Origin of the sequence: Desulfosporosinus sp. (genome assembly GCF_014237355.1) — a bacterium.
In the GTDB taxonomy this organism is placed as follows: Bacteria; Bacillota; Desulfitobacteriia; order Desulfitobacteriales; family Desulfitobacteriaceae; genus Desulfosporosinus.
On record NZ_JABZFS010000021.1, the window covers coordinates 43,898 to 66,503 of the forward strand.

At 40.5% G+C, this 22,606-nt stretch carries 17 protein-coding genes and 1 pseudogene; 6 read left to right on the forward strand and 12 right to left on the reverse strand.

What is annotated here, in order from left to right; translation table 11 throughout:
* Positions 1 to 17 precede the first annotated feature (17 nt).
* The 5 genes from HGJ98_RS05155 to HGJ98_RS05175 form a co-directional block, all read right to left on the reverse strand.
* On the reverse strand, positions 18 to 893 hold the full coding sequence (locus HGJ98_RS05155; protein ID WP_291350007.1) for a MoxR family ATPase: 876 nt from the start codon (positions 891 to 893) through the stop codon (positions 18 to 20).
* 4 nt (positions 894 to 897) lie between these two features.
* Positions 898 to 1,689, reverse strand: a complete 792-nt coding sequence (locus HGJ98_RS05160) for an MBL fold metallo-hydrolase (protein ID WP_291349990.1) — start codon at positions 1,687 to 1,689, stop codon at positions 898 to 900.
* 87 nt (positions 1,690 to 1,776) lie between these two features.
* Positions 1,777 to 2,937, reverse strand: coding sequence for a DEAD/DEAH box helicase (locus HGJ98_RS05165; protein WP_291349991.1), 1,161 nt, complete (start codon positions 2,935 to 2,937; stop codon positions 1,777 to 1,779).
* Positions 2,938 to 3,183: 246 nt separating this feature from the next.
* A complete protein-coding gene (locus HGJ98_RS05170) occupies positions 3,184 to 3,603 on the reverse strand; it encodes a universal stress protein (protein WP_291349992.1) in 420 nt (139 codons plus the stop codon).
* A gap of 40 nt (positions 3,604 to 3,643) precedes the next feature.
* Positions 3,644 to 5,125, reverse strand: a complete 1,482-nt coding sequence (locus HGJ98_RS05175) for a SulP family inorganic anion transporter (RefSeq protein ID WP_291349993.1) — start codon at positions 5,123 to 5,125, stop codon at positions 3,644 to 3,646.
* 271 nt (positions 5,126 to 5,396) lie between these two features.
* On the opposite strand from HGJ98_RS05175, the gene HGJ98_RS05180 reads away from it, so the two are divergent.
* From HGJ98_RS05180 to helD, 4 genes are all read left to right on the forward strand, one after another.
* Positions 5,397 to 5,585 carry a helix-turn-helix domain-containing protein gene (locus HGJ98_RS05180; RefSeq protein ID WP_291349994.1) on the forward strand — a complete coding sequence of 63 codons (189 nt, stop codon included), beginning with the start codon at positions 5,397 to 5,399 and terminating at the stop codon, positions 5,583 to 5,585.
* Positions 5,586 to 5,801: 216 nt separating this feature from the next.
* Positions 5,802 to 7,463 (forward strand): ribonuclease J, encoded by a 1,662-nt coding sequence (locus HGJ98_RS05185; RefSeq protein WP_291349995.1) that lies wholly within the window; start codon positions 5,802 to 5,804, stop codon positions 7,461 to 7,463.
* A gap of 65 nt (positions 7,464 to 7,528) precedes the next feature.
* A complete protein-coding gene (locus HGJ98_RS05190) occupies positions 7,529 to 8,821 on the forward strand; it encodes an MFS transporter (protein WP_291349996.1) in 1,293 nt (430 codons plus the stop codon).
* A 6-nt stretch (positions 8,822 to 8,827) separates the two neighbouring features.
* Positions 8,828 to 11,119 (forward strand): RNA polymerase recycling motor HelD, encoded by a 2,292-nt coding sequence (helD, locus tag HGJ98_RS05195; protein WP_291349997.1) that lies wholly within the window; start codon positions 8,828 to 8,830, stop codon positions 11,117 to 11,119.
* A 213-nt stretch (positions 11,120 to 11,332) separates the two neighbouring features.
* Here the strand turns inward: helD and trxB are convergent, their stop codons facing one another.
* The 6 genes and pseudogenes from trxB to HGJ98_RS05225 all read right to left on the reverse strand — a co-directional run bounded on the left by trxB (position 11,333) and on the right by HGJ98_RS05225 (position 19,192).
* Complete coding sequence (trxB, locus tag HGJ98_RS05200; RefSeq protein ID WP_291349998.1) at positions 11,333 to 12,550, reverse strand: thioredoxin-disulfide reductase; 1,218 nt, start codon at positions 12,548 to 12,550, stop codon at positions 11,333 to 11,335.
* Positions 12,551 to 12,589: 39 nt separating this feature from the next.
* Positions 12,590 to 12,916, reverse strand: coding sequence for a co-chaperone YbbN (locus HGJ98_RS05205; RefSeq protein ID WP_291349999.1), 327 nt, complete (start codon positions 12,914 to 12,916; stop codon positions 12,590 to 12,592).
* A 136-nt stretch (positions 12,917 to 13,052) separates the two neighbouring features.
* On the reverse strand, positions 13,053 to 15,098 hold the full coding sequence (locus HGJ98_RS05210; RefSeq protein ID WP_291350000.1) for an alkaline phosphatase family protein: 2,046 nt from the start codon (positions 15,096 to 15,098) through the stop codon (positions 13,053 to 13,055).
* Between the two features lie 339 nt (positions 15,099 to 15,437).
* A pseudogene (locus tag HGJ98_RS05215) lies at positions 15,438 to 16,910 on the reverse strand (trimethylamine methyltransferase family protein).
* A 59-nt stretch (positions 16,911 to 16,969) separates the two neighbouring features.
* On the reverse strand, positions 16,970 to 17,599 hold the full coding sequence (locus HGJ98_RS05220; RefSeq protein WP_291350001.1) for a B12-binding domain-containing protein: 630 nt from the start codon (positions 17,597 to 17,599) through the stop codon (positions 16,970 to 16,972).
* Between the two features lie 168 nt (positions 17,600 to 17,767).
* Positions 17,768 to 19,192, reverse strand: a complete 1,425-nt coding sequence (locus tag HGJ98_RS05225) for a trimethylamine methyltransferase family protein (protein ID WP_291350002.1) — start codon at positions 19,190 to 19,192, stop codon at positions 17,768 to 17,770.
* Between the two features lie 689 nt (positions 19,193 to 19,881).
* On the opposite strand from HGJ98_RS05225, the gene HGJ98_RS05230 reads away from it, so the two are divergent.
* Together HGJ98_RS05230 and HGJ98_RS05235 are read left to right on the forward strand one after the other, a co-directional pair.
* The gene (locus HGJ98_RS05230) at positions 19,882 to 21,258 is read left to right on the forward strand and encodes a sigma 54-interacting transcriptional regulator (RefSeq protein ID WP_291350003.1); all 1,377 of its coding nucleotides are present in this window, start codon (positions 19,882 to 19,884) and stop codon (positions 21,256 to 21,258) included.
* Between the two features lie 55 nt (positions 21,259 to 21,313).
* Positions 21,314 to 22,219, forward strand: a complete 906-nt coding sequence (locus tag HGJ98_RS05235) for a LysR family transcriptional regulator (RefSeq protein WP_291350004.1) — start codon at positions 21,314 to 21,316, stop codon at positions 22,217 to 22,219.
* Between the two features lie 138 nt (positions 22,220 to 22,357).
* Here HGJ98_RS05235 and HGJ98_RS05240 read toward each other — a convergent pair.
* The coding region (locus HGJ98_RS05240) for a BCCT family transporter (RefSeq protein WP_291350005.1) at positions 22,358 to 22,606 on the reverse strand (249 nt) is incomplete at its 5' end.

The window sequence follows — 22,606 nt, forward strand, 5'->3', positions numbered from 1 at the left end:
TAGGCTGGACTGTTGTATTATCGTTTGTATGATGCTTCGGTTTCCCACTTCTTTAGACGCTCTTCCAGTTTAGCAACATCCTTAGGATATTTTAGTAACACACTGAGGGTCCCCATTAGGTCTCCATAGTTCAATTCTACCTTTTGGAGAGCATTTAAAGCCCGGGCAAAATCAATGGTTTCCGAAACACTGGGAAGCTTTTGTAAGGGTAGCTTCCTGGTCTTACCAACAAACTCACAAACATCCTTAATTAGCCCCTCCGCAAGCTCAGGAGCTTGAGAACCGAGGATCGCAATTTCTCGTTCTAGGGACGGATAGGTAAGATAGATATGTATACATCGCCGTCTAAGAGCATCACTGAAGTCTCGAGAATTATTACTGGTTAAGAGGACAATAGGTTTTGATTTGGATGTAAGAGTACCTAATTCAGGAATTGAGACCTGCTGTTCTGCAAGTAACTCCAAGAGAAAGCTCTCAAACTCCTCGTCACTCTTATCTAATTCATCAATCAGTAATAAAACCGGTTCGGGTGAAAGAATAGCTTCTAAAAGAGGTCTGGAAAGCAAAAATTCTTCAGAGAAAAGATCAACCTTTATCTCATCCCAATCTTCAGTCTTAGCAAGTTGTAAACGCAAAAGCTGTTTAGCATAATTCCAATCATAGAGTGCCTTACTTATATCAAGGCCTTCGTAACACTGTAACCTTATAAGTCTTCGTTTCTCTGCCCGAGCCAACGCTAAAGCCAACTGTGTCTTGCCCACCCCAGCTGGTCCTTCGATCAGACAAGGTTTTTCTAAGGCTAATGCAAGAAATAAGGTGGTCGCTGCTTCTTGATCTATAAGATAACCTTCATCTTCAAGCTGTTTAGCTAAATCCAGAGGAGATGTCTGCATAATCTCAAATTCCTTCCGTATCGTTATCTTCAATGAGTGAACGGACCAAGTTGTAGGAAGAAAATTCACCAAGACTAAAATAGGCTATAGTCGGGGTTTGAGGAAAGATTCTCTTGACGATTGCTTTAATATCCTGCCCTCGCTGAGAAAGGCTCCGGACTTGGTCCTGTAATTCTTCAAGGTGACTGAGCTTTTGCTCAAGCGAACGATAGCCTTGTTTTATCTCCCCTCCATGAGCACAATAGACTGTGTCAAACTGTTCTTGCAAAAGTTTACGTAACGATTTCATGAGAAGGGGTATGTTTTCTCTTCGCCTAACAACCCGTGTCTTAGGGTGAAGAAAAAGATCTCCACTAAATAATCTACCTTGCTCCCTGTCTAAAAATACGACATGGTCTGTGGTATGTCCAGGTGTATGAATCACTTCAAAGCGAGAATGCTCATTTTCAATAACATCAGGCAAGGGCTCTGCTTTAAAGCCCCTTCTATTCCCCCAAAAGGCTAATCGGTAAAATGGAATATCTCCTTTATGACGACAAATATCCAAAGAATCCGGATGTATATATGCAGGAACTTGGATTTTATTAATTAAATAGGCCGTATTTCCAGTATGGTCTTCGTGAAAATGAGTATGAACAATTTTATCAGGACGGTAATGTAGGCAGAAATCTACAATACCGTCCTGTAGCCTATGAGGCCCGCTATCAATAAGCATGCCGTCCACTATGTAAGCATAAACATTAAGGGTAGTTCCAAACATATGTACTATACCGTTATATATGCGCACCTCTTGCATTTAACCTAATAGCTCCATTTCCTCGGGATTCCTCCAGTTTTTACTTAATTATACTACTTGTGAGCAAAAGTTCAACTCAGGTCTCCCTTATCTTCTCTTGTGCGGCTTTTTCTTTATATCAGCAATTTCCCCCTGTACCATTTCCTTTGCACTAATCCGAATTTCAAAGGTTTTTTCTAATTTCCTTAAAAAGGAAACTTCTTTATCATTAACTATAGAAATAGCTACCCCGCTTTGCCCCGCCCTACCCGTTCTGCCAACCCGATGTAGATATAGTTGTGGCTCCTCCGGTAGATCTAGGTTAAAGACATGGGTGATCTCCTTAATGTCTAATCCTCTGGCAGCAAGATCTGAAGCCACTAATAAGGTGCTTTTGCCAGTTCGAAAATCATCCATCGCTCTTTTTCTATCTGCTTTATTGGCGCCTCCGTAAATCCCTTCTGCTTCTAAGCCATGATAGTTTAGCTTTTCCACAGTTTTCTCAACTTCTTCACTTTTGTTAATAAATATTAAGGCACGTGTGGGAACGATTATCCTAATCAGCTTCCTCAAAACTTCGATTTTATCTCTCTGTTCAGCTAAAAAAAACATATGCTCAACAGTAGGCGCAATCATAATTTTATTCGTAACCCGAATGATCTCAGGAGCCTTCAATAATTCTGAAGCCCGCAGATAAGTCGCAGGTGGTAACGTCGCTGAAAATAATAATAGTTGAGTTCTACTTAAGGTCGTCTTAATCACCGACTTAACGAGAGACGCATTATTTTCATCAAGTAAACGATCCGCTTCATCAAGGACCATCGTCTTGACGGTTTGAGCAACTATTTTCTTCTTCTGAATTAACTCTAGAATTCTACCACTGGAACCTACAATAATGTGTGGTTTCTGTTTGAGCTTTTCTATCTGCCGGGATATATTAACATTTCCTATGATCGCGGTTGACGTGACTGCCAAACCTGAGCCTATTGACAACATTTCAATTTCACGCTGTATTTGTATAGCTAATTCATGGGTCGGCGTGAGAATTATCGCTTGGGTTTCTTTCTTGAGAGTATCAATTTTCTGAACGATTGGCAGAAGATAAGCCAAAGTTTTACCGGTGCCTGTTTCCGATTGACCCAATACATCTTTATTGGCTAGAATCAAGGGAATCGCTTTCTCCTGTATCGTAGTTGGTTCAACAATTCCTTGTTGTCTGAGAGCATTGACCAAAGATTCATCGAGCCCAAGCTGATTGAAGGTATTCATTTATTATCCATCCTATCTATAAATTGGTGCTTTCCTTTACTGCAAAGTTCCTTATGAGACGTTATTATAATTATATCCTCTTTTTATGTTAATAGAAAATTAACATAAAATAGTGGCTTAGTCCAATTACATAATTAATCCATCGTCATTCAAATATTGGCTAATTCTATTATAGAATTAGCCAATATTTGAATGAATTATAACGAGAGCTAGATAACAATAAAATCAAAGATTATCAATAACTACCTATTTTACAATTAGCACCGGACAGTTAGCCCTTTTTGCTACCTTATGACTAACCCCCCCTAAAACAAACTCCTGTAAGGTATTCAAACCCCGGCTACCTATCACAACAACATCAAATTTACCATCATTCGCATATTTTACGATCGCAGGCCCTGGTTCACCGTGAATAAACTTCACCTTAAAATCAACCTTCGCCTGTTTCATCTTCTCCTGAAGCGGAAGCAACTTTTGATTCCTTTTTAAGGTTATAGCGTCTGTATCTAGGTCACGTAATACATCTGCTTTAGAAGCCTCACTGTTGATCACATAGACAATCTCAATCTTTGCCTCAGGGTTATTTTGCGTTAAAACAATGGCATTTTCTGCAGCTCTTATTGAGTGTTCCGAGCCATCGGCTGCCAAAAGGATTTTTTCAAACATAAGTACAACCCCCAATTTATTATAGGTATCATTGTCTTACTCAGTGTATGGGCGGCCCAGAGTCCAAATCTGTATGGGTGGCCAATTTATCAATCAATCGCGCACTCTGTTCATTTAGTCCACTTAACGTAACCTTGATATCATATTGCCTGTATTTGAAGACGATCTTATCTATCGCAGCAACGGCTGAATCATCCCACAGATTTGCATTACTAAAGTTAATATCCACTTCTTGTATATTATCTCGGTTATCCATCGTAAAATCAAATACATTAATTAAGTCTGTTACAGAGACGAAAAATAGCTGTCCACTAATCTTATATGTTTTTAGTATTCCGTCTTGTTCTATTCGTTTTTTTACATATACCTTAGAAATTTTGGAGGCAAAAAAGACTGCACTTAAAATTACTCCTGCTAAAACGCCTAACGCTAAATTATGAGTTACAAAAACTGTCAAAACGGTAAAAATCATGACAAAGGCATCTGTTTTAGGAGTAATGCTCAAGGTTTTTAGCGATTGCCAATCAAAGGTCCCAATAGACACCATAATCATCACGGCAACTAAGGCAGCCATAGGAATTTGCACGACATAATCCCTAAGGCCAATAATTAGAACGATCAAAAATGCTCCTGCAGTAAACGTCGATAATCGACCTCTTCCGCCTGATTGCACATTAATGACCGACTGCCCAATCATGGCGCACCCAGCCATCCCTCCGAAAAAACCGACGATAATATTTGAAATACCCTGTCCCTGACTTTCTTTGTTTTTATTACTTCCTGTATCCGTCATGTCATCCACAATTGTTGCGGTTAGCAAGGATTCAGTAAGCCCTACCATTGCTAAGGCAAAGGAATACGGTGCAATAATTAGTAATGTCTCCAGGGTAATCGGCAGGTCAGGTACAGAAAAACTAGGTAAGGAACGTGTAATGATTCCCATGTCTCCGATCATGGGGACCTTGACGTCGAGTATTATGGCAATGGCAGTAATCCCAACAATCGCCACAAGCGTCGAAGGAATTGATCTAATTATCAAGGGTAAACCGTAGATAATCACTAAAGCACCCACTGTCATAGCGTAGGATGGCCATGATTGGCCAAATAGGTAAGGAAATTGAGACGTGAAAATCATAATCGCTAGAGCATTAACAAACCCAACCATTACTGATCGGGGTATAAATTTCATATACCTTGCTAGTTTGAGTGTTCCGAACAAGATCTGAAATAGTCCTGTTAGTATTGTAGCAGCGAACAGGTACTCAATACCATGGTCTTTCACTAAGGTAATAAATAAAAGAGCCATTGCTCCTGTAGCGGCAGAAATCATGCCAGGCCTTCCACCGACAAAGGCTATAATTATCGGAATTATAAAGGATGAATACAACCCCACCATTGGGTCTACTCCTGCAATAATTGAGAAAGCGATTGCCTCTGGTATTAAAGCGAGTGAAACGACAATCCCTGCCAATACGTCATTTTTAATATCAAGCCACGACTCTTTGAACGATAGTGTTACCATACAAACCTCACTTTTTTACGATAAGCTACTGCCGATAGTGTCCCCTCAGAGCAAAAAGAAAATACTTGCTACTGATTAACACATTGGGGACATCAAATTCTCGGGAGTGCCTGTAGTACATTATCACAAATAATCATAAACAGCAATTTGTCTAAACAATCTATCTTTAGTTAAAGTTTGCCTTCGTTAGATACCTATTATATGATTTAGTTATCAGTATTGATCACTAGTAATCACCAAAGTTATGCAAAGGATTAAGGAGTGAGTCCAAATGGCCGAAGATAAAGAAATAATGACCCTACGCCAAGTTGCTGAATACCTCCAAATCAGCGAGGTTACCACCTATCGCTTGGTTCAGGATGGTAAAATACCCGCCTTTAAAGTTGGCCGTAGTTGGCGGGTAAAAAAAGAAGATCTTAATGAGTTTATTGAAAAACAAAAACGCGGGGAAAGGTTCTAAATAACAACTGATCTTTAGCCACGCAGTCGGTATTATCCTCGCTGCACAACAGGATCCCCTGCAATGAGGAAGTTGGGACAATGCTAATTATCTTAATTACCCGTGAGAAAAACCGGAATCAATAAACTCCTCTTAAAGGGGAGTTTAAATATTACTGAAGCGGTGAAAAAGTCATTAATAGAAGTAAAGCTTTGAATCATATGGAGGTATCATTACTTGCCTAAAGAAAGCAAAATGCAAATTATTCCCCTCGGTGGACTAGGGGAAATCGGAAAGAATACCACCGCTATCCGCTATAATGATCAAATCCTGATAATTGACGGGGGTCTGGCTTTTCCTGACGAGGATATGTATGGAGTCGACCTTGTTATCCCTGACTATACTTACCTCATCGAAAACAAAGACCTCATCCTTGGAATCCTGATTACCCACGGTCATGAAGATCATATCGGGGGACTCCCATATTTGTTGAGACATCTTAATGTCCCTATTTTCGGAACTCGCCTTGCCATTGGTTTAGTTCAATATAAACTAACGGAAGCTAAATTGGGACAAGTCACTACCCAGGTGATCCAACCTGGAGAAACCATTAAACTAGGATCCTTCGCGGTTGACTTTATTAATGGGAGCCATAGCATACCAGGTTCAGTCGGTTTAGCCCTTCATTCCCCTCTAGGAACCATCGTTCATTCCGGGGATTTCAAACTAGATCATACCCCGGTGAGCGGAGAGGTCCTTGACATCCACAAGTTTTCTGAACTTGGAGACAAAGGAGTTCTTTGCCTCTTGTCGGACAGTACGAATGTGGAACGCCCAGGATTTACAAAGTCTGAGCGACTCGTTGGACAAAATATTGACAAGGCCTTTGCAGATGCTGAGGGGCGAGTTATTTTCGCCAGTTTTGCTTCCAATGTCAATCGACTTCAGCAAGCAATCACTGCCGCCTTTAAATACCAGCGCAAAGTCGCTGCCGTCGGCCGAAGCATGGTCAATGTCGTGAGCATAGCTGCTGAGCTTGGGTACCTCGATGTCCCTAAAGACACACTTATTGACGTCGATGAGGCCATGCTCCTACCGAGCAATCAAGTATGCATCCTGACGACAGGCAGTCAAGGCGAGCCGATGGCTGCCCTGACCCGCATGGCGAACCATAATCACCGGCAAATTTCCATCTATCCGGGAGATACAGTTATTCTTTCAGCTTCTCCCATCCCTGGAAATGAAAAAGCCGTCTCTCGAAATATTGATCAGCTCTTCAAGTTAGGGGCGAAGGTCATCTATGAATCCATCTCTGGAATGCACGTTTCTGGTCACGCCAGCCAAGAAGAGCTTAAACTAATGCTCAGCATGATAAAACCTAAGTACTTTATTCCAGTTCATGGAGAATACCGCATGCTCATGAAACATGCTGAACTAGCTGCGCAAGTGGGAATTCCCAGGGGTAATATTTTTGTGGCCGAAATTGGCAATGTAATAGAGTTTACACGGCATGGGGCAAAGCTGGCAAATAACGTTACCGCCGGGCGAGTTTTTATCGATGGCTTGGGAATCGGAGATATCGGAAGCAGCGTTATGAAAGAACGATCACTCCTATCCCAAGATGGAATCCTGATCATCATTTTAGCGCTCAACAGTGCAACCAACACAATCCTTGCGGGTCCAGATGTTGTCACTCGTGGATTTGTTTATGTTCGAGAATCAAACGTAATCCTCGATGAGGTAAAAGCCATCACCAGAGAGACCATAGCCGGCAGTCTCCAGAATGGTATCCATGAAACCAACCTTCTTCAAAATCGTGTTAGAGATGCTGTGAGTAGACATCTTTATACCAAGACCAAGAGGCGCCCTATGGTTATACCGATTTTTCAAGAAGTCTAATTACCCTATTAAAAGTCTTTGTAGGGATTTTCTTTATTAGTCAAGAGCAAAGGAGCTTAGTTGCCGTGCACCGTTCTCAAGGGAAAACCCCTGTAAACACTTCCTTTTTCTATGGTTGGATTATCGTCGCCATCTCAGCCCTAAGTTTGTTTTTCTCAGGTCCCGGTCAAACCTATTCTATCTCCGTTTTCATAAATGCCTATATTACCGACTTAGGTTGGAGTCGCTCCCTTATTTCCAGTATTTATTCCCTGGCTAGCTTAACCGCCGGTCTTTCTCTCTTTATGATGGGACGACTAATCGATCGATATGGACAGCGACAAATGAGTGCTGTCATCGGCCTCTGCTTGGGATTAGCATGCTTATGGAACAGTACCCTCCTCGGACCCCTTTGGATATTTGTTGGGTTTTTTATGCTCCGATTATTTGGACAAGGCTCCATGACCCTTATTCCCAGCACCTTGGTTCCTCAATGGTTTATTCAAAAAAGAGGAAGAGCCTTCAGTATAATGGCCCTAGGAGGATTTGCCAGTTCATCCTTCATTCCTCTTTTCAATGTCTGGATGATCCAAACCTGGGATTTAAGGGTTACCTGGTGGGTATGGGGAGGATTACTAATCCTTCTGTTTACCCCTCTAACCTATTACTTTACCGTCAACAAACCTGAGGACGTTGGGTTATCCCCCGATGGAGACTCCCCAAAAATAGTCAAGAGTCCTGAATCGTTTCCAATAGACAAAAAGAAGGATATCATTGATACAGAAATTAACTGGACCCTAGCGGAAGCAAAGAAAACGAGAACCTTCTGGTTTATCCTTCTGGCTGCTGCGGTTCCAGCTTTAATAAATACAGGATTAACCTTTCATTTGATCTCCATTCTGGGGGAACGAGGGATTTCACCCTTAAATTCAGCCTTTATTTTAACTTTAATGGCCCTAGTAGGGTTCCCCGTTTCATTCCTTGCTGGGTTCATTTTAGAACGAGTGAAAACAAACTATGCTCTGGCCTTCGTTTTTCTAGGCGAAATCATGGTTCTGTTAACCCTTCAAGGTGTAGATTCTCAACTTAGTGTCATTGTTTTTGGGCTAATGTGGGGATTCGTTGTAGGCTTTGAACAAATTACTTTAAATTTGATTTGGCCTAATTATTATGGGCGTCGCCACTTAGGCAGTATTCGAGGAATTGCTTCTAGTGTAATGATTATTGGAGCGGCGCTTGGGCCATTGCCCCTAGGTATAGCCTTCGATCAGTGGGGCGGCTATACTGAGGTCCTTTACTTAATGATAGTGTTTCCTTTATTAGGGCTAGTTGCCGCCCTAATTTCTCCAAGTCCAAATTCGAATGAAAGGAGCAAGTAGCAACCCATGAGCAGTCATCATCCCGAATTTGACCTAGAAGCAAAGCGTCTTGCTTCTACAATCACATACATGAGAAAAATGATTAATTTGATTGTCGAGAACCGCAAAGGTCAGCGGGAAGAAATTCGACAAGCTTTTATTGACTTAGATTATTTAGACAGCAGTCAGAGTTATATTTCAATTTTAGTGACTTCTCAGCTTTTAGAATACGGAGAAGAACATTTTTACCAACTCAATCAAGGACTTGAAAAGCCCTACTTTGCCCGGATTGACTTTAAACAAGAGGGTAGCCAAGACTTTAAGCGCTATTATATTGGCAAGTTATCTTTGCTTACCCAGGAAGATCAAGAGCCCCTCATCCTCGATTGGCGTTCCCCTATTGCCTCGATCTATTATGAAGGGCGATTGGGTAACGTTGATTATCAGTCTCCCACAGGAACCATTCAAGGAGAGCTTGGTCTTAAACGTCAACATACCATTGAGAATGGACAGTTATTAGAAATTGGAGATATCGACATCACAACTAATGACGCTTTCCTTCAAGCCTCACTTGAGGCAAGTGCCGATAATCGTTTAAAGGATATCGCCACCTCAATTCAAGCGGAACAAAATCGAGTGATCCGCGCAGATATCGCTCCCTTAATTGTTCAAGGAGTTGCTGGCAGTGGTAAAACGACTATAGCAATTCATCGAATGGCGTATCTTATCTATACTTATGAAGATCGTTTCATCCCCGAGAACTTTATTATTCTAGGCCCAAATAGATTATTTCTTAATTATATTTCCGAGGCTTTACCGGAGCTTGGCGTAGAAAGAGTCACTCAGACGACGTTGATTGACTTCATGTTGGATCTGATCGGTAAAACAGCGAAAGTCAAATTAGTTCCGCCTGAACAAAAACTCTTCCAATTGTTGGAATACAGTAACTTGGCTTCATTAAATTCTTCATATATTACTGGGGCCTCAGAATTCAAAGGTTCCCTTCAATTTAAAGCTGTCCTCGATCATTATGTAGAACGCTTACAAGAGACGTTTGTACCGAAGGTTGATTTCAAACTCGGAGATTATGTCATTTTAGAAGCACAAGACATTCAACGAGTTTTTCTTGAAGAATATAGTTTTCTTCCCTTACAGAAGCGAATTGAAATGATCAAAAAAGTGTTGACTAATAAACTCAAAGCAGCGAAAGAGCCTGCCTTAAAACTAGTAGAAGAGGAGTTTAACCGTCAAATCCAGGAAGTGCGTTCTTCTTCAACCTTCGATGAAGAGGCGCGACGTGAAAAAGGGATAGCTTTGGTTGACTTACGCAATGAAACCCTAAAGTCACTCACCCACTCCGCCAAGACTGCGGTAAAGAAGTATCTGACGCTCTTCCCTAAAATTGATCTGTTGAATCATTATAAACGGATTATTACTGATCCAGACGTTTTCTTAGATACTGGTGCAAAAGGTCTGGACAGACCTACCCTTGAGTACCTGTGTAGTTCTTCTGCCGAACTGATCGCCCAAAACAAACTTGAACTAGAGGATTTGGCTCCACTAGTCTATTTAAAGCATCTTCTATTCGGTTATGAAGAAAAGTTTGATGTCAGTCATGTCTTTATTGACGAAGCCCAAGATCTTAGTGTGTTTCAGCTCTACACCCTACGTAGCATACTAAAAACAGATATGTTTACGATTTTTGGAGATTTGGCTCAGGGGATTCATTCCTACCGCGGAATAAAAAGCTGGGATCAAGTTATTCAAGACGTTTTTCCTGCTCTCGACTGCAACTATTTAACCCTCGAGCAAAGCTATCGAACCACAATTGAAATTATGGAGTATGCAAACAAAGTTATTAAAAAAGTAAAAAGCTCAGATATCCTCTTGGCGAAACCAGTCATCCGCCATGGAGTTCCTCCGGATGTTCTAGACTTTAAATGTGTTAAAGATATGGTTCATGCCATAGAAAACTTGCTTAAAATCCAGATTGCGAGTGGCTATAAATCAATCGCCCTCGTTGGAAAGACTCTTAAAGAATGTCAACTGCTCAAAGAGAGTCTAAGCACACCCTATGAAATTTTACTAGGGGATGAAACCCTTTATGAAGGCCAAGTTTTGATTGTGCCCTCTTACGTTTCCAAAGGACTGGAATTTGATGTTGTGTTTATATTTAATATCTATGAAGGCTATAGTGATGAAGACCTCGATCTTAAATTGCTCTATGTCGCTATAACTAGAGCGCGACATCGACTGTTCAGAATGAGAATACAAGGGTTAGGAGACTCCTCGGAATTAAATACAAACAGCGATTCCTGATATAAGGTATTAAACAAAAAATCAAAGAAACCCACCCTGCAAAGGTAGGTTTCTTTGATTTTTTAATTATCCTTACACACTGTTTGACTAGTTAATGTATTACACCTTAAGTAGCTGGGCTCATATCTAAATCTATATCAGGGGGGTACTCATAAAAATCAACTTCTCGTAATATGTCATCTAATGCTTTCTATTTACTAATAATGATTTGCCTTAGCTTAATTGAGCTTTTAGTTTTTCTTTATCCATCAAGTAGTCCAATCGCTTGATTTCTTGCCCTCTGTCCAATACAACAACTGATGGCACGATTTTGACATCATACTTTTGGGCAAGATTTTTCTTAGTAGCCGTATCGATTTTCACCACTTTATAGAGTTCTGCGAGTTCTTGATTTGCCTCTTCTAATAAAGTGCTAAACTCCAAGCTTTGATTATTTATGGCATTGAAGAAAAGCAATAGAACTTTTTTGTTACTTTTCAGTACACTCGTACTAAACGAATTTAGTTCCTCAATATAGCGCTCCGCAGCGACTGCGGCCGTTGCCCCATCACCTGCAGCAGAAACCACTTGCCTTAAATATTTAACCCGATTGTCTCCAACTGCATATACCCCTTCGAGATCCGTTTCCATCAAGTCATTAACGGGAATATAGCCTCTTCTGTCCATCCCAATGCCACTTTCCTGAAGAAAATGGGTCGAAGGAATCATCCCAACAAAGAAAAAAACACCCTGGCAAGCAAGTTCGCTTGAACGGCCCGTTTTTAAGTTCTTGATTTTAACCCCCTCGACGTTAGCCTCGCCCATGACTGCTTCAATGGTGGAGTTCCATACAAACTCCATCTTTTCATTTTGTAAGGCCCTTTCTGCACTGACTTTATTGCAATCGAGAACGCCTTCATCATGGAGTACAATCACGGTGACTTTGCGAGCGAACTTAGTAATGTACATGCCTTCTTCGATGGCTTGGTCCCCGCTGCCAACGACAACAACGTCTTCGCCTTCAAAAAACTCAGCATCACAGGTTGCACAATAGGCAACCCCACTGCCCTGAAGCCGCTTTTCGCCAGGAATATTTAATAGTCTTGGCTCACTGCCACAAGCAATGATAACCGCCTTGGCCGTGTATTCTTTCCTTTTTTTGGTACAGATAATTTTATCTTCTTGAGAAAAATTAACACTTACAACTTCATCTCGTAAAAATTCAACTCCAAAGGACTCGGCATGCTTTTTAAAGTCTTTCATAAGATCGGGTCCACTGATTTGCCCATAGCCCGGATAATTGACAATTTCTCGAGTAGTATTAACCAAACCGCCAACCGTCCCTTTGTTGATGACCAAAGTTCTCAGCTTTGCTCTTCCCCCATAAATAGCTGCCGTGAGTCCTGCGGGGCCACCGCCGATTATAATTAAATCGTAGGTCAGATCTCCCATTTTCTTAAATATCTCCCTCCCTGTAGAATGTTTTAGTGATTACGATTCTAGAGCTTCCGCAATCTTATCTATGACTTTGTCTTCGTCAACAGCTCCTGCTAGTTTTGCTTGATATTCGCCTTCCTTAAAGAAAAGAATCTGAGGAACTCCTTTTAAGGAGAATCGTTGGAACAAGTTTTTATCTTCTTCTACATCCACGTAATAGAATCCAACCCTGTCTCGGTATTGCGGTTGAAGCTCTTCCAAAACAGGAACGACCTCTTTACAAACGTGACAGGCTTTTCTAGAAAAAATAACAAGACAGGGCTCCTCATTATCATAGATTATTTTTTCGAAACTATTTGTATTTAATTGTTCTAAGGACATATTTTTCACTCCTTTAAAATAGCATTTTAAATTACGTATCAAAGAAGTCCAAAAAGAATTTCCGTTCATGGTAAACGAATAAAGGCAGGCTATTCCACGAAGTCAAGGTTATGTGAATTAGCCTGCCCTTTTTATATTAGAATTCTTCGGTTAAAATCTGATAGATTGGTGCTCCTTCGCAGTGGGCAGGCATTCTTACACCTACTAAAGCTGCAATAGTCGGTGCAATATCAACTTGTCTAATGGTTCTAGCTGTTTTAAAGTTTTCTTTAATTCCATTCCCTGCTGCTAGAAAAATTGGGGTAACAGAGGTATCGAAAGCACCCTCTACAGTGGATAACCCATCACCATGTAACCGGCTATATCCCTCATCAACAGTGAAGAAGATATCACCACACTGCGGACCGTTTGTTCCTAATACAACAGCGTCTTTATTCCGCATGGCAAGCCCGATAACACGCTGTCCTTTATATCTGTAAGAGTACAGGTCAGACATAATTTTTCTTTCCAGTTCATATTTGTCCGCTGGGTCAACAATGCCATGGGCATCACGACCTTTTAAGTTGATATAAATATAGTTACTTCGAGTCTGGACAGCTGTAGTCTTTTCCCAATCTACTTCTTTCAGATTATTACCGTTTTCATCTTTTTTCATAACGGTATAACCTAGTTCCTGCATTACTTGTACATTCATACCGCCATATTCACCAATTTGTGGTGGGAATTCTTCCCCTACCAGTAAACCATGGTCAGCAACAATCATGATGGTCCAGCCTTCGTCTAACAAATGTAAGAATTCACCTAAATATTTGTCTGTCTGAATGTAAAACTTACGAATAAAGTTCTGATTTACTTCAGGATCAGTATAGCTCCAGCGCTCCAGATTTTTCGCTAAATGCCAAAACATATGACCTGCACAGTCAACATTATGCAAATGAGTGAATACTACCTGGTATTCCTGGTTTTTAATTAAATGATTTAAAGCCCTTGCTTGCCATTGACTGTACGAATCCCAGGCTGGTTCATAAACATTCTCAACCAGGTAAGCATCTTCTCCCCCAACCAAGCTAACAGGCTGAACAGGGCCAACATGTTCAACGACATTTTTCAGCAATTCCTTAGGGTGAAATAATTTATCCTGGGCAACATCCAGTGCGTTACTGATCCACATTTTTAGCGATTTACCATCAGGAGAAAGTTCCAGGAGTTTCATGGTACGACATGCAGGTTTTAATACACCCTCTTTATTAATGTCATCCACAATCCCAGAAACCATTTTCCCGACTTCTAATACTACGATTGGTTTCTCAGCCTTCTTGTTTTTATAAATTGCTATATGGTCATAGATGCCCTCAGCATTCTTTAAAATCAATGCAGGACGTCTTGCAATACCATCCGAAGTTAAAATCGTAAATTCTTTTGCATCTGCCGGTGCGGCTGCCCATCCTTCTGCATCTTTCAATGGGGAATTGACTAAATCATAATGAGGAATAGATTCAATGACCATTTCCATATTTTCCGGTCCCATGATATATTCACGGATTTCGCTGCCTGTCATGGCAGCTTCACCATACCATAATTCCATCATATCGGTAGTTGGTTCTTTTTCTTCAGTAATAGCACTCAGATCGGAAATCATGCAGCCAGTACCAGCAGGACGTTCTACTTTGGGAGCATATTGTAATTCAGTAATTTCCTCATTAGCAACGATAATTTTTTCCCAATCAAGTTGTGCAACACCCATGTTAACAGAACCCGGCTGTGTTCCGTCAATAACGTGTAAATTTGGGTTGTCACTGGTCGGAGGCCAAGCGGAACCGGGCCAATGCCATACTAAGGTTTTAATACCGGCGTCAGCAGTTACATTCCATAACTGCTCAGCTTCACAGTTTCTGGAATCCATATTATATACTACAGCATCCAAGCTCTGTGGTGACTGTCGCCAAAAACAGGTAATACCGTGTGTTCCTGGGTAAGCACCCGTTGCTAAGGTAGTCCAGCATGCAGGTGTAATCGTCGGCAGGGCACCTAAGTGAGACAAGTCTTCTCTGGCCGAGCCTTTATCAATAAATTTTTGTAAGTTTGGCATTATTCCTTCGGCCAAGAATTTTCGGGTAATTTTGGGATCCATCCCGTCTACCCCTAATACCAATAATTTCTGGGTTAGTGCTTCTCTTTTCATTTTTTGAATCACAACTCCTCAAATTTGCTTAGGATATTAGCTTGAGATACAACAGTTAGAAGTCTACAGTGGTGTATATAAACCCTGTGCCACCGTTTAGAATGTGTGAGATATAGTTCTGGAAAGCACATACGTCCAGCGACTCTGGGGATTTTTCCATGTATTTTACAAGTGGTGATCACAGGTACAAGCAAAGTTACTAAAATGTTTATCAAGGTTAATTTGTTGGATATTTAATTGGAAATCTTAAGTGATTTTATTAGGTAATGAGAAGAACTAAAGTTGTTAGCTCGTTCTCCTCATTACTATCATTAAATATTAAGTTATTCGGTCGTTAACTTAACTATTGACACCATACTCTTTTTCTGTTTCTTCGACAATCGCTCGAAGTTCTGCTTGAACACTTTCCGGCAGAGACTCAGGTTTATAATCTTCTAAAATAGATTTAGCGACGTCATAAGCTCTTTCCGAAAAATCCTTACCACCATCAACAAGCCAGACATCTCTCATACGACGATCGATGACATTACTCTTTGATTGTGTACGCATGTGTTTGAAGGTATGCTCTTGGCTAATAAAGTTACCAGCGGTACCTACCTGCTTAATAACATCTATTGCTAGAGTTTCATCAGACACACTTATCCCACAAACAGCTTTTTTAATCATCCTAGCCATCTCATTATCCATCACCATTTGTGCATAGTCATAGGTGATGCCGAGTTCCAACATACCAGCGCCATAGATCAGGTTGGACCCTGCCAACGCTGTCAGCATAGCGGTAATTGTGAACTCATGAGATGCTTGGGCATCCGGGAGTTTGCTGTCTACCTAGCCACCGGCTACCCAACTAGGTAGTAAGTAAAATTGTGCAAGTTTTGCAACTCCTGCATTGATCATTCCAAGTTCTGGAGAGCCGACTGGAGCAGTAGCAAATCTTAAATCCATGATTGTTGTGGAACTACCATATATTACCGGTGCGCCTTTACAAGTGAGCTGGCTTAAGACAATACCACTCAATACTTCCGCATTGTGTGTCACAAGACTACCGGCTAAGGTAATCGGTGACGTAGCCCCAGCCATAGCCATGGATAGTATGTTAACAGCTATTCCGGCACGTGCTCCCGCTATGATAACTTCTGTACAGTGTCCGACTAATTGCAATGGACTTGTAGGGCAGACATTGCACGAAAATATTGGACGTTCTCTTAATTTATCTTCCCCACCAACGATCGCCGCAGCCATCTTTAATACTTTTTGGAAGTTTTTTCCGCCCTCGGTGCCGATGAAGACATGCTTTGAAGTGTTATTGAAGATAGCCTCAGCATTGTGAACTACGGCAGCCTCTGCTGGGACATCTTGAGGCGCAACAGGCCGTAAAACTGCATCCATCTCATCCATAGCATCACAGAACCGAGAAATATTTGCGACATCCTGCTTAGTAGTCTTCCGATACTCTTTGGTATAAGGGTCGATGATTGAGACTCCCTCACCGAAATTAATAAAGTGAACACGCTTACCACCTAAAACGATATCATGTTTAGGATTTCGTCCAGCTAATAACACCGTATTTGGGGCAGATCTTATGGCATCTTCAACAATATGAGGAGGAATCTTTACAACGCCGGTTTTAAAATCAACATTAGCTCCCCCAGCTGCAAAGATTTCTAATGCCTCTTTAGATTCTACTTTAATGCCTGTTTTCTCTAAGACCTCCAAAGTTCCACTGTGGATGTCATAAAGTTCATTGTCCGAAAAAATATTGAGTCCGAAGCCCTCGAATTTTGCAACTCCTGCTTGAACTTCACTTCTCAATTATTCCACCTCCACATCCTTCATAATAATTAAGGGTACTGAAATATTGTCAACTCCCACTAGTTTAAGATCATAGAAGCCATTTCTTTGGCAGCCATGGCATCCGCACAATAACCATCTGCACCGATTTCATCAGCAAAACTTTGAGAAACAGGTGCTCCACCGACAAGAATCTTAACTTCGTCACGCAACCCTTCTTCCTTGATTTGTTCGATGGTAGCCTTCATATTGAGCATTGTAGTCGTTAAGAGAGCAGATAAACCAACGATCTTAGCATTATGCTCCTTGATTGCTGCGACGAACTTTTCTGGTGATACATCGACACCAAGGTCCACAACATTAAAGCCTCCACTCTCCAAAATCATCACAACAAGATTCTTGCCTATATCATGGAGATCTCCTGCTACCGTCCCAATAATGATGGTTTTGCTAACAGCGATATCTGCTCCAGTTAGCAGAGGTTTTACTATATTCATGCCCTCAGACAAAGCCTTAGCGGACATCATAACCTCTGGCACATACATTTCCCCTGCCTTGAATTTAGGGGTAACGATATCCATACCAATCAACAATCCCTTAGAGATAATTTCCATGGGATTGCCACCTGCGTCCACCATTCTTTGCGTAAGGTCTTTTACCGCAGCAGCATTTCCTTTGAATACATAATCCGCTAATTGCTCAAAACTCATCTTGAAAATCCTCCTTAAGATTACTAATAAATAATACTTTACTGACAAACCAGGGGACTTATTCTTACCTAGGATTCCTTACTAAACAAATCATATTATAAATATAATACACTGTACAATTCCGTCTTTTTATGCCGGGTATAACTTGAAATCCATGAGGTTAATGGATTAATGTGCCTTTGCTTTCTCGATAAACTCTAATAATGCTTTATCTATTTCCGCATCCAGTAGAGAATCGGGTGCATTTTGAAGAATTTGTTTAAATTTACGGTTAGCCCTAACAACTACATCTTCCGAGCCTGCGTTTTTCCAATCAGTATAATTACCCCAGTCTGAAACTGTGGGGGTCCACAAAGAGCGGAACTTTTCAAAGGTGCTCATATGAGATAGGTAGGTGCCCGAATGTCCCACTTCTTGAATAACATCCACTGCTAAAGCTTCGTCAGAAGTATCAATACCTTGAGAAATACGCCTTACCCTTCTGACTAGTTCTTCATCAATTACGAACTTCTCATAGGAAGTTGCCATGATAGCATCTAATACACCTAAACTTTGAACTGACATGTGGGCCCCACTCATCATACCCATCATTAAACTCTGCATGGTTTCATACCCCGCCTGGCAATCCACGGTTTTAGAGTGAGTAATTCCAGACATTGTTCTTACTGGTAAGTGGTAGAAGTCCAATCCCATTTGTAAGCTGGCAGTATTAATCAACATAGCTTCCGGTGTACCGGCCGCAAACGTAGCCTCCTTCATATACCCTGAGGTAGAAGCTGTTGCATATACTACTGGAGCACCGGGGTTGATTAATTGAACTAAAACTAATCCGGCAATGGTTTCTGTGTTTTGCAGAACTGCCGTTCCCAAGAGTGAAATTGGTCCACTGACTCCGGCCATGATGCAAGGAGCAAGCAAGATGACCTGATTACGTTTGGCATATTCAATCATAGTTTCCAACGTTTCAGGAGCATAGCCTAGGGGACTAAGAGAATTTACTAGCACAGCGGTACAGTGATTATCTAATAGAAATCCGGGTTGACCCATAGCAATCTCAACCATGTCCAGCTGCTCGCGTACTTGTTGAGTATTAGCGCAGAACCCGATTACTGGCTTCTCTGAATTTTTCAAGGCTTGATACATCATAAGCAAATATTTGTCACTACCGGTAACATCACTAGGGTCAACTGGAATTGTGCCTACCAAGTCAACAACATCACTAGCCTGACAAAGTTTTTGAATATTGGCATAATCCTCGAGAGTTGCCTCACGACGTCCTTTATCCAAGTCTTGAATATAAACCGGACCGACATTAGGTTGTACCAAAAAGCCCTCTCCAACAGTTATTGAATATTTATCATTCCTAGCACGCATACGGAATTTACGCGGAGCAGTAGCTAAGGCTTGAGCAACCATTTCCCCAGAAATAAACACGGTTTTATTCTCTACCCTAGCCCCATGTTTTTTGAAAACTTCTATTGCTTCGTCACTGTGAAATACTACGCCCGTCTCCCGAAGAATCTTTAGTGTCGCTTCGTGAACCCTCAACAAATCATCCTTCGTCAATACTTCCAACCTTGATTTTAAAGCCATTACTACACCCTCTCATCCTAGAACTAAAAAAAGCAGATCTTCATGCACTGATTATCTTAAATTTCTAAAGTCACACTAAGTCATTGAGACTCAAGGAAAGTCTAATTGACTTGCTACTAAAAAGCAGTCAATAATAATTAATACAAAAGAAGAGACATCGTAAAATTAAATTTCTAAATAAATATCTGTCTAGGATCACCCCCCCTTCACTATTTAACTAGCAATACACGATAATTCTTCCATACTAAACTAACTAAGCAGTTTACTGATAATGATATAATCTAAATAATTATTTTAAAAGATACTCTGACAACTATAACTACATAATGCAATTTTCATGCCGTTATAAGAGTATCTTCTGAAAATAATAACAATTGAAACACCAACTCTTACCCTACAGATGTATTGAGTCTTAGAAATTGTACCATATGTTCTAAATTCTATAAAATTCGACATATAACGAAAAAATAATTAAGTCAAATAGACTTAATTATTTTTTCGTTGCAGGATTTTTCAGTTGTTTTAACGAATAATCAAATAAATCAAATAAAACACTTGTCTCACAAAACTATGTTTAAAACAAACTTGTTGCATAAAATACCTATTTTAGCTATGGATGACTAACAAAAGGGAGTTGTCGAATTTGGCAGATTTAAACGAAAACATTATGAGCAGGGATGATTTCAAAAATGATCTTAGACAATTCATTTGATGAAATCTTTGTTGTTAATAATAAGGGAATAGTTACTTATGTGAACGAAGCTTGTAAGCAACATTATGGTTTAAACCCCTCCGAGATGATAGGCAAAAATATCCATTATCTATTGGATAAGGGATATTATTCTCCAGCTCTTGCTCCCGTTGTTTTACAGGATAAAAAAACTGTGACCGTGGAACAACAAACAAAATCTGGAATTAAACTGGTTGTGACAGCTACTCCAGTTATTAATGAAAGCGGTGAAATTGACTTCATAGTCATGAACAGCCGTGATATCACTCAAATAGAACAATTGAAACAAGACTTAGATAAAACTAAGAAACTCGTTAATCATTATAAGAATAAGGTTGATGAGTTAAGCCAACAAGTAAGCTATTTTAAGGGATACTCTTTTCGCGATGAGAAAATGAAGTCGTGCCTCAAAATTGTACAAAGGGTGGCCCAAGTAAATTCAACTGTCCTAATTCTAGGGGAATCTGGAACGGGAAAAAATGTTTTAGCTATGGATATTCATAAAATGAGTCGTCGAAAAGAAGGTCCCTTTATTTGTATTAACGGTGCCACAATTCCAGAGCACCTGTTAGAATCAGAACTGTTCGGTTATTGCCGAGGTGCTTTTACTGGAGCAGACAAGTATGGAAAGGTAGGGCTAGTAGAACTGGCAAACGGCGGAACTCTATTTCTTGATGAAATCGGTGAGATTCCCTTGGGAATTCAAGCAAAATTGTTAGAACTTATCCAGGAGCGTCGATTTATTCCCGTGGGTGGAAAAGAGCATAGAAAAATTGACATACGGATTATTGCGGCTACAAATAGAAACCTAGTTCAATTAATCGAGGAGGGTAAGTTTCGCGAAGATCTATATTACAGGTTAAGCGTTATTGAAATAGATACTCCCCCTTTAAGAGAACGATCAGAGGACATTATTCCTTTGTTACAATTCTTTTTAAAGAAATATGACCATATGTATGCATACTCACATAAATTTGATAAACGTTGTCTGTCCATTCTGGAGAATTATTCCTGGCCGGGAAATATACGAGAAATGGAACACCTAGCAGAGCGGTTAGTCGTTACAATTCCCGAAGGATATATTTTACCTGAACATTTACCCAGTAAAATCTTCAAACTACCATCGATTCCCTCAAGTAGAAGTTTACTTCAAGATGAGCTATCAAACTGGAAGAATCTTAAGAAAGCAAGTGACGAAGAGGCTATCATAATACGATTATATAATACGCTACGTAGTTCTTATAAAGTTGCAAGCACTCTAAATATCAGCCAAAGTAAAGTAACTCGAATCGTACGTAACTACAAGCAGAGCTGCACTGCCAGTCAAAATAGCTAAATATCAGAGTAAGTCTCCTTCTTTTGAAGAGCTTTTATGTAGTCGGAGGTATTTTATGAGATTAGAACAGTTATCCCTTTTAATTGAAGTTGCTAAATACAACTCAATTTCACTAGCGGCGGAGCATGCTTTTATTACCCAGCCTGCAGTCAGCTCTTCGATAAGTAAACTTGAGGACGAAATAGGGACAGTACTATTTAAGCGCACTACCCAAGGTGCTTACCCAACAGAAATTGGAGAAATGGTTATTGAAAAAGCACGACTTATTCTTGATACCGTAGAAGAGATTAAACAGATTGCCAACACTTCCTCATTAACTGGCAGTCTATCTGTTGGAATTATCCCGAGCATGGGAGATAAGATAATACCCAACGTTTTATATCACTTAAAAAACAAACACCCTAAAATCAATATTAATTTAACAGTAGGTGAGTCAATTAGTATTTTGCAAAACATCCAATCTGGAAAGAATGATCTTGGGATTGTTCTTTTAACTGAAGAAATCCAAGGTAAAGACATTTGCAGAGAGGAATTATTCTCAGATGAATTTTTGATATATGCTGGAAAAGATTCTCCTCTCTCAGCAAAAGAATCAGTCTCATTGAAAGAAGCGCTTGAATATCCCTTTGTTGCCTATAATGACGAATTTACAAAGAATAATGGGGGCATTACAAGTATATTGAAACAGTACGGCGAGCCCAATGTGGTATTTAGGTTCTGTAATTTTGAACTCATCAAACGAGTCGTTTCTCAAGGAATTGCTATCTCCTTTTTTCCCAGGTTCATGTCTACTAACGATATATACTTGCAATCAGGCGAAATAACACCCATACCCATTAGTGATGTTAGTTTAGGGATAACCGTTGGATTAATAAGGTCGAACCGATACGCTGTTTCTCAAGTAGAAAAAGAGTTTATAGAAGCCCTTAAATCCATGTGTGAAATTGCCGCACCCATTTAAAAATAGAGCAATAAGGTGCTGGGTAATAATTTTCTCTACATCGGGATGGGGCCTATATTTGACGGTAAAAGGCGGCTTCTGTTAGAAGCCGCCTTTTGCTATGTTCAGGGCTGGTCTTACAGCGACAGCCCCGTATCATTAGTCTTCTTCCGGATAATCGACAACTTGCACTTTAGTTTCTTGGCCGAAATCCTCCTTGAGCCACTTGCGTAGGGACAGCCCTAAGATGATGATAATAAATATAATGGGTACGCTGGTGGCAACAGATGAGAGCTGAACAACCGGTAATCCGCCCACCATCATGATAGCCACCCCGATCACAGCAAGGAGTGAACACCAGAAAAGTCTTGTCCAGCGAGGAGATTCCTGATCATTCCTAACTTCTTT

Bases quoted from the DNA above. Each gene is read 5' to 3' on its own strand.
- HGJ98_RS05225 (WP_291350002.1), bottom strand. From the start codon at position 19,192: ATGGCTTTAAAATCAAGGTTGGAAGTATTGACGAAGGATGATTTGTTG.
- trxB (WP_291349998.1), bottom strand. From the start codon at position 12,550: ATGGGAGATCTGACCTACGATTTAATTATAATCGGCGGTGGCCCCGCA.
- HGJ98_RS05180 (WP_291349994.1), top strand. From the start codon at position 5,397: ATGGCCGAAGATAAAGAAATAATGACCCTACGCCAAGTTGCTGAATAC.
- HGJ98_RS05170 (WP_291349992.1), bottom strand. From the start codon at position 3,603: ATGTTTGAAAAAATCCTTTTGGCAGCCGATGGCTCGGAACACTCAATA.
- HGJ98_RS05230 (WP_291350003.1), top strand. From the start codon at position 19,882: ATGATCTTAGACAATTCATTTGATGAAATCTTTGTTGTTAATAATAAG.
- HGJ98_RS05210 (WP_291350000.1), bottom strand. From the start codon at position 15,098: ATGAAAAGAGAAGCACTAACCCAGAAATTATTGGTATTAGGGGTAGAC.
- HGJ98_RS05235 (WP_291350004.1), top strand. From the start codon at position 21,314: ATGAGATTAGAACAGTTATCCCTTTTAATTGAAGTTGCTAAATACAAC.
- HGJ98_RS05205 (WP_291349999.1), bottom strand. From the start codon at position 12,916: ATGTCCTTAGAACAATTAAATACAAATAGTTTCGAAAAAATAATCTAT.
- HGJ98_RS05165 (WP_291349991.1), bottom strand. From the start codon at position 2,937: ATGAATACCTTCAATCAGCTTGGGCTCGATGAATCTTTGGTCAATGCT.
- HGJ98_RS05175 (WP_291349993.1), bottom strand. From the start codon at position 5,125: ATGGTAACACTATCGTTCAAAGAGTCGTGGCTTGATATTAAAAATGAC.
- HGJ98_RS05155 (WP_291350007.1), bottom strand. From the start codon at position 893: ATGCAGACATCTCCTCTGGATTTAGCTAAACAGCTTGAAGATGAAGGT.
- HGJ98_RS05220 (WP_291350001.1), bottom strand. From the start codon at position 17,599: ATGAGTTTTGAGCAATTAGCGGATTATGTATTCAAAGGAAATGCTGCT.
- HGJ98_RS05160 (WP_291349990.1), bottom strand. From the start codon at position 1,689: ATGCAAGAGGTGCGCATATATAACGGTATAGTACATATGTTTGGAACT.
- helD (WP_291349997.1), top strand. From the start codon at position 8,828: ATGAGCAGTCATCATCCCGAATTTGACCTAGAAGCAAAGCGTCTTGCT.